This is a genomic window from Leisingera thetidis (assembly GCF_025857195.1).
GTDB classification, from domain to species: Bacteria; Pseudomonadota; Alphaproteobacteria; order Rhodobacterales; family Rhodobacteraceae; genus Leisingera; species Leisingera thetidis.
In genome coordinates, this window is sequence record NZ_CP109787.1 from 3,004,709 (window position 1) to 3,018,792 (window position 14,084).

A 14,084-nucleotide genomic window follows, 5' to 3' on the forward strand; every position below is an offset into this window, starting at 1 on the left:
CTCAACAATGATACAGGGTATCACTCGCGCGTCTGTCAGTATGGTCGAACGCTATCTGCCGGATGCTTTTGTACTGGTTCTGATGCTGACCCTCGTCGTCTTCGGAGCAGGAATGCTGATCCAGGGTCACGGACCGGTGGAAATGGCACAGTTCTGGGGCGAAGGGTTCTGGAACCTTCTTAGCTTCTCGATGCAAATGGTGCTCATTCTGGTGACCGGTTTTGTGGTAGCCAGCACACCAGTGTTCAAGCGGCTGCTTCAGGTGCTGGCCAAAGCCGCCCGCACGCCCCGGCAAGGCATTGTCCTGGTCACCCTCGTCTCGCTGGTCGCAGCCTGGATCAACTGGGGTTTCGGCCTGGTGATCGGCGCGCTGTTCGCACGTGAACTGGCTCGCTGCCTTCCGCGGCTGGACTACCGTCTGGCCATCGCCAGCGCCTACAGCGGCTTCATGGTCTGGCATGGCGGGCTGTCCGGCTCGGTGCCGCTGGTGATCGCCACCGACGGACATTTCACCGCCGACAAAATCGGCGTCGTACCAACCAGCGAAACCATCTTCTCGCCTATGAACCTGGGCATCCTGCTGGCGCTGTTTATCGTTATCCCGCTGGTCAACTGGCTGATCACCCCGCCGGAAGGCCAGGAGGTGACAATCGATCCGGCCAAGCTTGGAGAGGACAGCGGCGCTGACGGGGCCGGGCCGGACTCTCCCTCTTCCCGGCTGGAGAACAGCATGGTCCTGTCAATGGCCTCCGGTGTGCTGGGGCTGGTCTATGTCGGCTATTACATCTTCGGGACCGACGCCGGGCTGAACCTCAATATCGTCAACTTCACCTTGCTGTTCCTTGGCATCCTGCTGCACGGCCGCCCGTCGCAGTTCCTCGCTTCGGTCAAGGAGGCGGTGGATGGTGCCAGCGGCATCATCGTTCAATTCCCCTTCTACGCGGGGATCATGGGGATGATGGTGGGCTCCGGCCTGGCGGTCACGATGTCGAACTGGTTCGTTTCGATCTCCACTGCGGACACGCTGCCGCTGTTCACCTTCCTGTCGGCAGGCATCGTTAACATGTTCGTGCCCTCCGGCGGCGGCCAATGGGCGGTTCAAGCGCCGATCATGCTCGAAGCCGGGGCTGCGCTGGGTGTCGAGCCTGCGCGGACAGCGATGGCCGTAGCCTGGGGCGATACCTGGACCAACCTGATACAGCCTTTCTGGGCATTGCCAGCGCTAGCTATCGCAGGCCTGTCGGCCAAGGATATCATGGGCTATTGCCTGGTAGTGTTGCTCGTGACAGGCGTAGTCCTAGCATGCGGACTTACGTTCTTGCCGTAATAAGATGGCTCCGTTCGCATCGCGGGCAGCCTCTCAGGCTGCCCGCTACCTTCAGAATTACAGAATTTGATCTCTCGGCTGCGAATGGCCGCTTTCACTGGTCGGGTAGGTTGCGGCGAATTCACACTTTCCGCCCTTCCAGTGAAGCGGCCGCAGGCAAGATGCGCAGTTCGCCGCCTTTGAAGCAGCTTGCAGCGAATTTTCACTTTGTCCCGCAACCAGGTCACACGATGCCAGTTTCATGCTGCGCCCTCGACGAGCGACAGCTTTTGATCGCGTCGCCGCGGCGAAAATCGTGGCCTGATCTGGCGACAGGAAGGGATTTGCAATTGGTGCTTTCTGCGCATCACTGCCGCTGGTGCTGACCGCAGTATCAAACAATGCGACATCGCCTTGGCGAGCGTCCGCTTCTGGGAAGGTGGCCATAGAATTTCGCACCGGCAGCATCCTTGGCGCGGCACCCAAAGTCTATGTCCGTTCCGGGCTGAGATCGGCATATTGCTCAGCACCTAGCACAACACTGAAAAACACCACACGGCGACCGACAAGCGGCCGCCGCATTTCCCTTTTGTTTCCCGTGTTCGCCTCAGCCTGTCCAGTTCACCGCCTGCGCGTAGATCAGGAACAGGGTTGCGATCCCGATCCACAGACCGAACAGCGGCAGGAAGAACCGGACCCAACGGTCCCAGGACACTCCAGCCAGCGCAAGCGTTGCCATGAAGTAGCCCGAGGTCGGATAGAAGATGTTTGAAAGACCATCGCCCAGCTGATAGGCCAGCACGGCGTTCTGGCGGGTGACGCCGATCAGGTCCGACACCGGCGCCATGATCGGCATGGTGACCAGTGCCTGGCCGCTGCCCGACGGCACTACGAAATTGAAGCCGAGCTGCGACACAAACATGCCGACCGCGGATACCGAACTAGGAAAGTCGCCGACAAGATTGCCCAAGCCATGAACCAGCGTATCCATCACCTGGCCCTGCTCCAGCATGACTGCCACCGCACGGGCCAGGCCGACGATGATCGCGCCCATCAGCACGTCACGGAAACCTTCGTTGAAGGCGTCGCAGATCTTGCCCGGGGTCAGCCCGGCAATCAGCCCGACAGTTGCGCCCATCAGCACGAACAGCCCCGCCATTTCCATCATGAACCAGCCGCGGGTCAGCACGCCCCAGACCATTAGGCCAAAGAACATGAGCGCGGCAATCCCCGCCCAGGCCTGACGGGTGGTAAAGCGCATTGCCGGCGCGTCCAGGTCATGCACATAGGCTTCGCGCTTGGCGGCTTCCTTGGGGTCATTGGCCAGCAGGCTCGCCTCCGGGTTTTTCTGCACCCGCAGCGCATACCGCATCAGATAGGCTATCCCGGCGCCCAGAAGGCAAATGAACAGCAAAGCCCGCAGTCCGGCGCCGGAGTAGAGCGGCAGCTCGGCGATGGTCTGGCCCAGCCCGGTGTTGATCGGGTTCAGCACCCCGGCGGTAAAGCCTGCGGTTGTCGCCAGCAGCGCGGTGGCTACCGCAGTGACCGAGTCGAACCGCAGCGCGATCATCAGCGGCAGGATCACCGGCACATAGACCAGCGCCAGCTCCTGGGTGCCGATCAGTGTCGCCACGACTGCAAAGATCACCATCAGGGCGGGTATCATCAGCACGCTGCGGGCCGCGAAGCGCCGGGTCAGCTTGTCCACAACCACATCAATCACGCCGGTGCGGCGTATGACCATGAACATGCCGCCAATGATGAAGGTGAAAAACACCACCGTCGAGGCGTTTACCAGACCGTTCGGCACGGCCAGCATGAATTGTTCCCAGCCGATCGGGCTGGCCTCGACGTATCGGAAGGAGTCCGGATCGACGGCGCTGCGTCCGTTCGCCAGGGTCACCCGGTCGTACAGCCCGGCCGGCACGAAATGTGTCGCCAGCGCGGCCAGCGCCGTGAACACGAATAGGATCACGTAGATATGCGGCATTCGGATTCCCTCCTCCTGAACTCCCGCTTCAATCTCCTGTTGCTGTGCTGACATGTGTTCCTCCCTTGCCGTCACTATCAAATGCCTGTTGACATCTTCTCTAAAATGTTAGGTGCTATATTATGGTTGTGACAATCAGGGATTCCGAAAAGCATCTATCCGGATTTCTTGAAGGACTTATTGATTCATTTGATATTCAAAGGGTTGAGCATGAAAGACGCGACCGGATCAGGACAGGAGCTGCAGGCGGACCAGGCGTTCGAAGCGCTGCTGGCTGCCCTACGGAAAGGCACGCTCAGGGCCAATGAGTTCATTTCCATGCCCAAACTTGCCGAATTGCTCGGCTTTCCGATTGCCGCCACCCGCGAGGCTGTCAAGCGGGCAGAGACACAATCCCTAGTCAGTATCCTGCCCAAGCGCGGCATCGTGGTAATGGACGCGAGCCCGGAAGTGACGCGTGCCTGCTTGGACATGCGTGCGCTGCTGGACAAGGAAGGGGCCTGCCGTCTGATCCGGGCCGGTGTGCCGATGCCGCTCAACCGTTTGCGAGGCGCGCATGAAACGATGCTGCAGCTGGCGCAATCCGGCAGCGGCGGCGATCTGCCGGCTCAGGCCCTCGAAACCGATCTCAGCTTGCATGACCTGCTGGCGAGCGGGCTGGACAATCCTTTTCTGCGCGGCGTCTATGATGCCAACCGTAACCGTCTGTCGGTGATTCAGGCCGCCCGTGCCTTTCTGGTTGACCGCATTGTCAGCGCCATGGAAGAGCATCTCGCCATCATTGCAGCCCTGCGTGCGCACGACATCGAACAGGCTGCGAAGGCAATCGACCACCACTGCCGTCAGACAATGCGCTGGTGGGGAGTCGATGAGCGTTGAGAGTTTCCCTCGCCGCAAAGATGCGGATTCGCGGGAAAAACCTGGCGTCCTTAAACGGGTGGACCGGGACCAAAAATTCCACATATGCAGCCACCGGGTTCCCGGAGGATGCTTCTGTAAAGGTTACGGCCACTGACCGGACGATAGAAAGTCAGTAATGAACCGCACCGGGTTTGCCGGAGGCTGATTTCAGTTAGTTACGCGGCAATGTCCTCAGTTTCCAGAGCGGCGTAGAAATTGGCCTCTGCTTCTGCCGGCGGGATGTTCCCAATGGGTTCAAGCAGGCGGCGGTTGTTGAACCAATCCCCCCATTCGAGCGTTGCGTATTCCACGGCTTCGAAGTTGCGCCATTGGCCGCGGCGGTGAATGACCTCAGCCTTGAAAAGGCCATTGATCGTTTCAGCCAGCGCGTTCTGCGCCTTCAAATGATCCCCCCGGATCATTTGATCCGCTGCGCAGACCCGCTTGAACTCATAGCTGTCCCCAACGCTGCCGACGGAAGGTTCGATGCCAGCTTCGCCCAACCGTTCTGTGTATTTGATCGAAAGGTATTGGCTGCCGCGGTCGGAGTGATGAACAAGCCCCATCGCCTTTGTCCGCCGCCGCTCGTGAACAGCCTGTTCCAGGGCGTCGAGAACGAACCCGGCATGCGCCGAAGTGCTGACACGACCCATTGACCGGCAGGCGATTTGGCCATGCCAAATCTGCCGAGAGGGGGCCGACAATCTTGCGGGCATAGGCGTCAATGAGCGAGCCATTGAAGGCGCCATTGGTTCGAGCCCAATGGCGAGCGGCGACATAGGCGAACCCTTTCCAGGTGGCGACATAGGTGAAATCGCTGACCCAGAGCATGTTGGGCGCGGGCACACGGAATTGCCGGTTTACCTTGTCCATCCACTGCCCGGCAGCACATGCGCAGCATGTGCGAGAGGGGGCACGGGGCTTTCTTGTCGGGCACCGTGGTTTTGTGCGGCTTGCCCCGGAGCGAGCCTTTGTCCGCCATTGGTCCGAGGACAATGGCGAGCGCCTTGAAGCCCCATACTTTTCATCAGCCGGGCGACCGTGCAGCGGGCGACGTCAAAACCTTCCCGTTGCAATTGCCGCCAGATCTTCCGCACGCCATAGACCCGCCAGTTCTCTTCGAAAACACGCAGGATCTCGGGCCGCAATGCCGCGTCACGCCGGGCACGGTCCGACAACCGGGCCGGATCGGCCCGCTTCGCCAGATGCTCGTAATACGTGGAAGGGGCAATCGGCAGGAAGGAGCCATTGGAACGCCAGTGGTCCGAGAGACAATGGCGAATGCAGATCGGCTCGACCCCATGCTCACCGCGATGCATGTCCCCTCTCGCACATGCTGCGCATGTGCTGCCGGGCAGCGGATAAATGACACCATCACTTCGACCGGCGGTCGAGCTCCGCCATCGCAAAATACGCCGATGCCTTGCGGAGGATCTCGTTCGCCTGGCGCAGCTCGCGGTTCTCCCGCTCAAGCGCCTTCATCCTGTCGGCGACATCAGTTGGAACACCCGCCCGCTTGCCGCTGTCGACTTCCGCCTTCTTCACCCACTCATTCAGCGTGTGCGCCGAACAGCCGATCTTCGCGGAGATCGACATGATTGCCTGCCAGCGGGAACTGTGCTGGCTCTGGTTGTCCAGCACCAGACGCACCGCACGCTCGCGGACCTCAGGAGAATACTTGTTTGTTGTCTTGCTCATTGTGGCTTCATCCTACTCAGGAGTTGAAGCCTCCGGCAAACCCGGTGCGGTTCATGCCACATCGCCTCATCCATCGGGCGCCTACTTCCGGGAATGTTGCCCCAGAGTTTCGCGACCGCAGCGGAGTGTGCCCGCTGTTTCTGGTACGGATGTCGCCAAGGGGCTGTTTTCGGCTTTCCGAGTCGCACTGCTTGGCTTTAGGTTTTTTCGCTTGTTTGCAGCGTTGCGTAGCACCGCTGTAGCACCGGGCTGTTCTGGATGGCAAAAAGCCGCCCCTTGGGCGGCTATTAAGCTACTGCTATTACAGTGATGTGTTTGGTTGCGGGAGCAGGCAACCGCCGTATCCTACCTGCCCTCTCCGCAATCATATAAACGCATAATAGCGTACGGCCTCAAAAGGCGCCTATGTGAGACATTCCGCTACGGTCTTGCTTTTGTCGGGGCAATCCTCTCGGCGTTGTTCTCAAAGCTGCGTCGTCATGACCAGTCAGAAGCAATATCTGCGACAACGTCTATCTGCCTTGCTTCGTCTCTGATTTGCGGAGTTTGGTGGATGGCAAAAGGCGCGGGCATGCCAAAGCATATCCGGCCTTAGCCTTCCGGCCTGCGTTGTCACCGCAGAAATCTTACGGCCGCGTTCCACAACACAGGCTACCCTTGGGGCCGACAGAAGTTGCAGAAGATTTGATAGGTGCAGCCGGCCCCGCCCGGTAGGAACGGCCGCTCTTCACTTCAACCGCCTGCTTTAGAGAACAACAACGGCGCCACCGACCAGCAGCACGGCATTGAGCATGCCCCACAGCGTCATCTGGAAATGCGTGTTCTGACCGCCTTCGTGCCCGAACCAGTAGCAAAACCAGTTCCCGACGATCAGAAACCCGCACCAGGTCGCGGTAAACATCAAGGTTCCAGCCAGCCCCAGGGCAATGGCCGTGTCCTGTGCCAGCCGTCCGGCGGCGGACATGGCAAGCGCGGCTGAACCGGCCCAAAGCGCGGCAGTGGCCGTGAGTTCCCACGAGACAATGAGCCGGAACAGGACGCGGCGCAGCCTGCTGCTGGTGACCCGTCGATAGGCGACAAAGCGGTAGGCTTCCGGGTACTCCTCCCGCATGCGGGTCATGTCCATGACCTCGGCGGTGTAGGTTTCATTCAGAAAGGGGTGCAGGAGATTTTCCAGCGCGCCAATTGTTAGCCAGGCGGCCATGAAGGCAACGCTGACGGCCTGCGCGGCCAGTACGGTGGTTTCCAGCAATGCTCTGCTCTCCGCTGCTGTCTGCCCGCCGAATCCGGCCGGCGGGCAGAGTGTTCAAAGGTCAGGCTTCCCAGTACATGTACTGCGGGTAAAGCTCGTTGGAGATGTGGACCGCGGCCCCCTTAAGGTTGCTCCTAGAGTGGTTGTAGAGCGATCGCCAGTAGGGCTGAATGATGACGCCTTCATCCACCATGATCTGTTCGAGCTTAGCCATGATCCTGCTGCGAGCCGCCGGGTCGGCGGTTGCCAGAGCCTGTTCGACCAGACCGTCGAACTCGGCATTGGCAAAACCGGACTCGTTCCAGCCTTGGCCGCTCCGGTAGGCCAGCGCCAGTGTCTGGATACCCAGCGGGCGGTGGTTCCAGTTGGTCACCGAAAACGGGTACTTCGCCCAATCGTTCCAGAATGTCGCAGTAGGATAAACCTTTCGTCTGACTTTGATGCCTGCATCGCGCAGCTGCGCGGCGACAGCATCGCCCGTTGCCTTCCAGAACGCGGAGTCAAGCGAGATCAGTTCATGCTCGAAGTCCGCCATGCCAGCCTCTTCCAGCAGTTTCATGGCACCTTCGGGGTCACGCACCGGCGCGCCGATATCGGCATAGTCGGGATGCACAGGCGATACATGGTGGTTCTCCGCCGCACGGCCTTGGCCGCCATAGGCAATTTCCAGCACCACCGCGTTGTCCACCGCCATTGCCAGCGCCCGGCGCACCCGCGCATCGGCATAAATGGCCGTGCCATCCACCTCGGTGGTCTGGTTGCAGCGGGCCAGAACCGTGGCCGCAGTGGTGACTTCATGCTTGGTCCAGCCGTCCAGCGAGTCGAAGGACGCGATAAAATCACCTTCGGTGTCGAAGTTGACGTCGTACTCATCTGCGTCGGCACCGGCGAAGAACGCCGCCGGGTCGGCGCCCAGGTCGAGAAATTCGACCCGGTCCATGTAGGCACCGTTGCCGGCATTCCACCATTTGTGGTCCGGGTTGCGCACCAGTGCGGCACTGTCGCCGGTACTGTAGAATTCCGGCAAATAAGGGCCGGTGCCGATCGGATTGTCCAGCATCGTCACCTCGTCGAAGGAGGGATGCACGATGGCAGCGGGGTAGTCGGCAAAGCCCGCAATCAGCGAGATATCCGGTTGCGGCAGTTTCAGCCGCACGGTGTGGCTGCCTGTCACTTCGACCGCATTTGGCAGCAGTTTTTTTGTTTCCGGGTCGATGATCACCTGCAGCTTGCCGGCCATGGCATTGCCCTCGACGGTGCCGTCGCAGAAGCGGGCGATGTTGGCCGCAACATCTTCGGCAGTGAAGGGGTCGCCGTTGTTCCAGGTCACACCCTCGCGCACATGAAGCACGTATTCGGTGGCATCATCGCTGATCTCCCAGCTTTCCAACAGGACCGGGGTGAAAGTACCGTCCGAATTGTACTGCACCAGGTATTCCAGCCAGCCGCGGGTGAAGGTTGCAAGGGAGTTGAAGTCGAACTTGCGCGGGTCGCGCATCGCCACGAGTTGCTGCTGGATGCGGACGGTGCCCCCCATCTGCGCGTTGGCTGCGGCCTGTGCGGGTGCAGTCAGGCCCATCATCGCATAGGCGGTTGCGGCGGTTGCACCAAAGGAGCACGCCGTTGCCAGGAATTCCCGGCGGCTGACAGGATCAGTTCCGAGGCGGCGGGCCTGCTGTGTAAGTGAATCCGGCAGCGGTTTTCCTGTGCTGGTAAAATAGGTCATTGTTTCCCTCTCTGTTGTGCCGTGAGGCTGGCCGAAAGCGCTCTGCGGCGCAGTATTGCACTGGCCGGGACCCCGCCCGGCCAGTGCAGGGCTTATGCAGGCATGCGGATGCTGCCGATCCCGTCGTCCTCAGTCACCGACGCGCAAATGCTGGACAGGGTGCGTGGCTGTTCGTACGGCCATGGCGTGCCGCGGTGCAGCACCGCGCGCTGATCCCAAATCAGCACATCGCCTACAGCCCACTGATGAGAATAGGTGAATTCCGGCTGCGTGCAGAACGCCATCAGTTCATCCAGAAGCGCCTGGCTTTCGGTCTCGTCATAGCCATCGACCTTAAAGGCATGGCTGGCGATATAGAGCGCCTCTCGCCCATTGACCGGGTTCGGCCAGACTGCGTTCCAATGCTGGTCGGGCCATTTGTTGAACATCGGCAATTCAGCCAGCTCAGGAGATATCTTTCGCCGGGAATGGCTGTAGCGGTGCCAGATACCGCGGCCGCGGATCTTTGCCTTCAGCGCCTCCGGCATCGCCGCCCAGGCGGCACGGGTGCTGGCCAGTTCAGTGGCGCCGCCCTCGCTGGTGACAACCCGGCCGATCAGGATGTTGGTCAGCGCGGGCGTGGGCAGGAAAGTGCTGTCCGAATGCCACAGGAAATTGGATTTGAGGTTCAGCGTGTGCAGATCCATTTCACCCGACGTGGAACCGTCTTTCTGCACGTTGGAGACCTCGGGTACCTCGAATTTCTCGCCTGGTTTCCGCTCATCTGCCTTGCGGTCCTCGATCGGGCCAAAGAGCTGCGCTAGCGCCATATGCTCCGCGTTGCTAATGTCCTGCGCCCGGAACAGCAGCGCTGAATGTTCTTCGAACAGCGCGCGCAGTTCGGCGAAATTTTGCCCCTCGCTGACGTCGGAGAGGTTCATACCGCTTACTTCGACACCAAAGTTCGGCGTCAGCGGTTTTGTCTGAATGGTAGTCATTTGGGGTCTCCTTAGCCCTTTGCCTTTGCTTCGATTTCCTCAGCGGAGAGGTGTTTCACCTTCTCCCAGGCCCGTGACTTGCCAGGGTTCAGCAGTCCCTTGGGGTCCATTCGCTTTTTCCACGCCAGATGCCGGTAGTCGGCGTTCTTCAATCCACCGCCCTCGACGAAATAGGTATGCGCGTCTGCTACGCTGTGGCCGTGCTGCTCGTAGATGCTGTTGATCTCGCGCAACCGCGCCTCGTCCGAGAACCAGATGATCGGCAGATCAAAGGCGGCGATCCTGCCGTCCAGCCGGGCAAACTCATGGTGCTGCCAGACGTCATCACCCAAAGCCGCGCCCGCGGCGGCAACCGCATCCGCGTCCGACGGATCCGGCACCCCGATCTGCTGATACGTGGCCGAGCGGTCCGCCTTCAGCACCTGCAGGGTCGTGTGGTTATACGCGAACTCAAAAACATGCGGCAGCTTTGCCGCCTGCCGCTCGGCATCACTCATCGCCAGATCCAGATGGCCGCCCTGCGCCGCAATGAGCGCGCGGAAGGCGTCCATATCCTCCGCCGGGACAAGCGAGACCAGCAGGTGCCTGCCCTCCCGCAGGTGCCCTTTGAGGCGCGGGAAATAGTCAACGATCCGCGCCTCGACTGTGCTGGCCAGCTTGCAGCCGATGTCCGGCGCAGCCGCCAGCGCATAGCCCGCGGCATAGCAGTCTCGGTAGCTGTCGAAGGTGGCCATGCAGCCGATCCAGTTGCGGTGCGGAACCGTGCGCAGGGTGACTTCGGTGATTACGCCGTTCAGCCCCCAGGCGTGGTGGATCTGCAGCGCCGCTTCGGCGTCAAAAGCATGCTCCTGCGGCTCTGCTTCCAGCGACAGCGCCTTTAGCTGGATGATATTGCCCTTTTCCCGCAGGGCGCCGTTGGCGATCGACCCGATCCCGGCCGATCCGCCGGCCACGAAGCCGCCGATAGTGGCAATGTCCTGGGTCGAAGGGAACATCGCCATTTCCCAGCCCTGCTCAATCAGAGCAGCGTTCACATCGGCCATAAGCGCCCCGGCGTCGGCCCGCACATAGCCCTCGCCGATCTCGAGGATGCGGTTCATCTTCGTGGTCTCGATGATCAGCCCGCCCTTCAGCGGCACCGCCTGACCGTAATTGCCGGTGCCGCCGCCGCGCAGGGTGACCGGAACATCCGCCGCAAAGGCGCGCTGCAGGCAGTGGCACATTTCATCCGGGGTCTTGGGCACCGCAACCAGATCGCCAAAGCACTTCTTCAGCTGTGCATTCAGAACCGGGCTGTACCAGAAAAAATCGCGCGAGCGTTTCTTCACAAGCACCGGCTCGTCAATCACCTCCACCGGCGACAGGCTGTCGGCAAATGCGGCCCAATCGGTGCGGGGGTGTTCCAGCGGCATCTCTGTCATTGTTGTTCTCCTTGCAAGGCCTCGGCCAGAGGTTGCGGGGCAGCACGGCTGCCCAGAATGTCCGTGACCGAGAGAGCGTCGAACAGCTGCAGATCCCCGATTGCAGCCCCGTCGACGGTTACGGGCGCAAGGCCAAGCGCCTTGCGGGCGCCGGTGGTGATCATCGGAAGATGGCTGCCAAAAGGCGGGTCCAGATGCGCGGCCAGTGCCGCCAGCGAGAGGGTCGCCAGCGGATCGTGGCTGCCCAACGGGCAAAATGCGTCACGCACGTTGTCGGTGCCCAGCACCACATTGACCCCGGCGGCCTGCAATTCATGGATGCGGGTCAACCCGCGGCGGTCCGGGGTGCCTGCGCTGCGTCCTTGCAGATACAGGTTGGTGGCGGGTAGTGCTGCCACCGAAATCCTCGCACGGGCCAGCTTCTCCGCGATACGCTGCACGTCTTCATCGGTGTGATTCATCAGGCTGCAGGCATGACCGCACAGAACCGGGCCCTGGAAACCGGTTTTCAGCGCCGCATCGGCGATCATCTCCAATCCGTCGAGACCGGTCGCAAGGCCCTCGTCGACGTGAAAATCCAGCGCAAGCCCGGCTTCCTCCGCGGCGCGGAAGGTGTTGAGAATTCCGGCCTGCCGCTCAGGCTGGCCCAGCACAAAGGCGCCCAGAACGCCGCCGCTTTGAGCCACCCGGCGGGCGCAGGCACGGGCATAGCTGATGTCGGCCATCATGTCGGCACCGGTCAGCGCCGCCCGTTGCAGGATCACCCCTGCCGGGGCCTCTTCCTTCAGTTCCCGCAGGATGTCCCAGGCTAATGGTGCAGCCGCCGGGTCCGGGCTGATACCCCAATCGACGTGCGTGCGAACAGTGGCACAGCCTGCCGACAGCAGCTCCTGCAGTCCGCGACCCGCCCGCCGGTGGATGTCTTCGGCTGTCCATATCCTGCGGTCCTGCGCCTGTGCGGCGATTGCATCACCCAGCCCGCCGCCGATCCCCTGCATCCGGTCAATGGTGTGGCATTTGTCGAGATGCACATGCGGCTCGGTGAATTTGGGCAGCACCAGCTGCTCTAGCGGGGCCGAGGCCGGTTCAAGTCCAGCGGCCCGCCCGTCCCGAAGGACAAGGTCGCCCGCCAGGCAATCGCCGTACAACTGCCCGCCGAACCGGTCTGCCGCAGCGATCAGTGCAGCCGGGATAAGCACACCGGGCAGGCGCGCATCTGCAGGAAGGGTATCCCTCATGAGCCGTTCCTGTGATCAAAGCGGGCAAACTCCGCAAGAAACAGCGCGAAGTTGCGTCCGGCAGAGGCCAGCATCGCCTCCCCCTTTGCCACGGTGGCCGCGGAGGCATCGCCGCACACCCCCTCGGGGTTCAGATCGTCTGCAATCCAGCCCGGCGCAGCCGGCTGGCCGGTTAGTCCGATAAAACGGAAATTCTCGGCCCAGTCCTCCATTGCGGTGCGGAAATTCTTTGCCTTGCCCATGTCCACTAGATCGGGCCGGGCGGCCAGCATCGCCGAAGTCTCACTGTCGCCCGCGTGCAGGTCCACCGCATAAGCGCCGGGTTCGAAAAGACCCTCCGATTCAGCAAAGCCCGACCATGAGCAAACGGCCACGATCAGATCGTGGCTGATGCGCAATTCACGCGCTGCCACCTGCAGCAGCGCGGTATTGCCGCCATGCCCGTTGAACAACACCAGCCTGGCAACACCTGCACGAGCCACCGAGGCACCGATGTCACGCAGCACCGCCAGCAGCGTCTCCGGTGACAGGCTCAGCGACCCGGCAAAGCGGTCGTGCTCGTTGCTCTTGGTGATAGTCAGCGCGGGCAGCACCAGAACCGATTGCTCAGGGCTGAGATCCGCCAGCATCAGCCTAACCGCCGCCTGCGTCAGGTCCGTATCGACCGACAGCGGCAGATGCGGTCCATGCTGCTCGGTCGCGCCCAGCGGCAGCACCGCCACGCAATCCGCCGGCAAAGCCTGGAAATCCGGCGCTTTCAGCTCAGCCCAATGTCCCTGAACGCTCATGCCGCCTGCCCCAGAAAACTGTCAAGAAACCCGTTGAACCAGCGCGCCTGCTCCGCATCATGAGCCGACATAAGCCGGTTCTGGGATTGCACGTCCTGAACCCCGGGCCGCCCGTAAACATGCGCCTTGCTGTCCTGCCAGCGGCGGAAGCCGGCCGGTGTCACTTCGGCGTGGAACTGGAAGCCAAAGACGTTTTCTCCATAGCGGAAGGCCTGGTTCGGGTATTCTGAATTTCCGGCAAGCCGGACTGCCCCCGCGGGCAGGTCAAATGTGTGGTAATGCGCCTGGGTAACAACCAGCGGTGCCTCCAGGAACTCTCCGGCCTCCTCAGCGGGTTCAACCGGGTAATAGCCGAACTCGAAAAATTCCCGCTCCGGCGCCCCCGCCCAAGCGCCAAGATGATAGGCGATCTGCTGGCACCCCTGGCAGATTCCGAGCAGCGGGATGCCTTTCTCCAGGCACTGCGCGATCCAGCGGTCTTCCTCCAGCAGGAACGGGTATTTTTCCCTCTCAAAGACGTCGAACAGACCGCCGTAGATCACCGATGCCGCGACCTCGCCCACATCATCCAGGCGGTCGCCCGCAAAAGGTTTCCGGGTCACGGCCTCATAGCCGTTCGCCGCCAGCCAGGTAACCACACGGTCGTCGGCCGGCTCATCGCCATGGCGCACCAAAAGGACACGCGGTGCCATATTCCCCCTCCTTCAGAGAATTGGTTTTGCGTGGCCCTGATGTTGATCTGTGCCAGAGAGTGTCTTTAGGCTTGCAAACTCTTTTCCCTCTTGCAA

At 61.4% G+C, this 14,084-nt stretch carries 11 protein-coding genes and 1 pseudogene; 2 read left to right on the top strand and 10 right to left on the bottom strand.

Annotation, left to right across the window (positions count from 1 at the left end; genetic code table 11):
• Positions 1 to 7: 7 nt before the first annotated feature.
• The gene (locus OKQ63_RS14435; RefSeq protein WP_264210754.1) at positions 8 to 1,327 is read left to right on the top strand and encodes a short-chain fatty acid transporter; all 1,320 of its coding nucleotides are present in this window, start codon (positions 8 to 10) and stop codon (positions 1,325 to 1,327) included.
• Positions 1,328 to 1,384: 57 nt separating this feature from the next.
• Here OKQ63_RS14435 and OKQ63_RS14440 read toward each other — a convergent pair whose 3' ends face one another.
• Complete coding sequence (locus OKQ63_RS14440) at positions 1,385 to 1,753, bottom strand: hypothetical protein (RefSeq protein WP_264210755.1); 369 nt, start codon at positions 1,751 to 1,753, stop codon at positions 1,385 to 1,387.
• 160 nt (positions 1,754 to 1,913) lie between these two features.
• On the bottom strand, positions 1,914 to 3,296 hold the full coding sequence (locus OKQ63_RS14445; protein ID WP_264210756.1) for a YfcC family protein: 1,383 nt from the start codon (positions 3,294 to 3,296) through the stop codon (positions 1,914 to 1,916).
• 168 nt (positions 3,297 to 3,464) lie between these two features.
• On the opposite strand from OKQ63_RS14445, the gene OKQ63_RS14450 reads away from it, so the two are divergent.
• Positions 3,465 to 4,175, top strand: a complete 711-nt coding sequence (locus tag OKQ63_RS14450; protein ID WP_264210757.1) for a GntR family transcriptional regulator — start codon at positions 3,465 to 3,467, stop codon at positions 4,173 to 4,175.
• Between the two features lie 197 nt (positions 4,176 to 4,372).
• Here OKQ63_RS14450 and OKQ63_RS14455 read toward each other — a convergent pair.
• The 8 genes and pseudogenes from OKQ63_RS14455 to OKQ63_RS14490 form a co-directional block, all read right to left on the bottom strand.
• Positions 4,373 to 5,894: pseudogene (locus OKQ63_RS14455) on the bottom strand (transposase).
• A 745-nt stretch (positions 5,895 to 6,639) separates the two neighbouring features.
• On the bottom strand, positions 6,640 to 7,146 hold the full coding sequence (locus OKQ63_RS14460) for a DUF2165 domain-containing protein (protein WP_264210758.1): 507 nt from the start codon (positions 7,144 to 7,146) through the stop codon (positions 6,640 to 6,642).
• 61 nt (positions 7,147 to 7,207) lie between these two features.
• Positions 7,208 to 8,872 (bottom strand): ABC transporter substrate-binding protein, encoded by a 1,665-nt coding sequence (locus OKQ63_RS14465; RefSeq protein ID WP_264210759.1) that lies wholly within the window; start codon positions 8,870 to 8,872, stop codon positions 7,208 to 7,210.
• A gap of 92 nt (positions 8,873 to 8,964) precedes the next feature.
• The gene (locus OKQ63_RS14470; protein ID WP_264210760.1) at positions 8,965 to 9,849 is read right to left on the bottom strand and encodes a TauD/TfdA dioxygenase family protein; all 885 of its coding nucleotides are present in this window, start codon (positions 9,847 to 9,849) and stop codon (positions 8,965 to 8,967) included.
• A gap of 11 nt (positions 9,850 to 9,860) precedes the next feature.
• Positions 9,861 to 11,270, bottom strand: a complete 1,410-nt coding sequence (locus OKQ63_RS14475) for an FAD-binding oxidoreductase (RefSeq protein ID WP_264210761.1) — start codon at positions 11,268 to 11,270, stop codon at positions 9,861 to 9,863.
• Complete coding sequence (locus OKQ63_RS14480; protein ID WP_264210762.1) at positions 11,267 to 12,508, bottom strand: amidohydrolase family protein; 1,242 nt, start codon at positions 12,506 to 12,508, stop codon at positions 11,267 to 11,269. Before OKQ63_RS14480 ends, OKQ63_RS14475 begins: the two co-directional genes overlap by 4 nt.
• Positions 12,505 to 13,296 carry a creatininase family protein gene (locus tag OKQ63_RS14485; RefSeq protein WP_264210763.1) on the bottom strand — a complete coding sequence of 264 codons (792 nt, stop codon included), beginning with the start codon at positions 13,294 to 13,296 and terminating at the stop codon, positions 12,505 to 12,507. The genes OKQ63_RS14480 and OKQ63_RS14485 overlap by 4 nt, the downstream gene beginning before the upstream one ends.
• Positions 13,293 to 13,988, bottom strand: coding sequence for a glutamine amidotransferase-related protein (locus OKQ63_RS14490; RefSeq protein WP_264210764.1), 696 nt, complete (start codon positions 13,986 to 13,988; stop codon positions 13,293 to 13,295). Before OKQ63_RS14490 ends, OKQ63_RS14485 begins: the two co-directional genes overlap by 4 nt.
• Positions 13,989 to 14,084 lie beyond the last annotated feature (96 nt).

Excerpts from the sequence above, each read along its gene's own strand:
- OKQ63_RS14435 (WP_264210754.1), top strand. The coding sequence starts at position 8 with ATGATACAGGGTATCACTCGCGCGTCTGTCAGTATGGTCGAACGCTAT.
- OKQ63_RS14440 (WP_264210755.1), bottom strand. The coding sequence starts at position 1,753 with ATGGCCACCTTCCCAGAAGCGGACGCTCGCCAAGGCGATGTCGCATTG.
- OKQ63_RS14445 (WP_264210756.1), bottom strand. The coding sequence starts at position 3,296 with ATGCCGCATATCTACGTGATCCTATTCGTGTTCACGGCGCTGGCCGCG.
- OKQ63_RS14465 (WP_264210759.1), bottom strand. The coding sequence starts at position 8,872 with ATGACCTATTTTACCAGCACAGGAAAACCGCTGCCGGATTCACTTACA.
- OKQ63_RS14470 (WP_264210760.1), bottom strand. The coding sequence starts at position 9,849 with ATGACTACCATTCAGACAAAACCGCTGACGCCGAACTTTGGTGTCGAA.
- OKQ63_RS14475 (WP_264210761.1), bottom strand. The coding sequence starts at position 11,270 with ATGACAGAGATGCCGCTGGAACACCCCCGCACCGATTGGGCCGCATTT.
- OKQ63_RS14480 (WP_264210762.1), bottom strand. The coding sequence starts at position 12,508 with ATGAGGGATACCCTTCCTGCAGATGCGCGCCTGCCCGGTGTGCTTATC.
- OKQ63_RS14485 (WP_264210763.1), bottom strand. The coding sequence starts at position 13,296 with ATGAGCGTTCAGGGACATTGGGCTGAGCTGAAAGCGCCGGATTTCCAG.
- OKQ63_RS14490 (WP_264210764.1), bottom strand. The coding sequence starts at position 13,988 with ATGGCACCGCGTGTCCTTTTGGTGCGCCATGGCGATGAGCCGGCCGAC.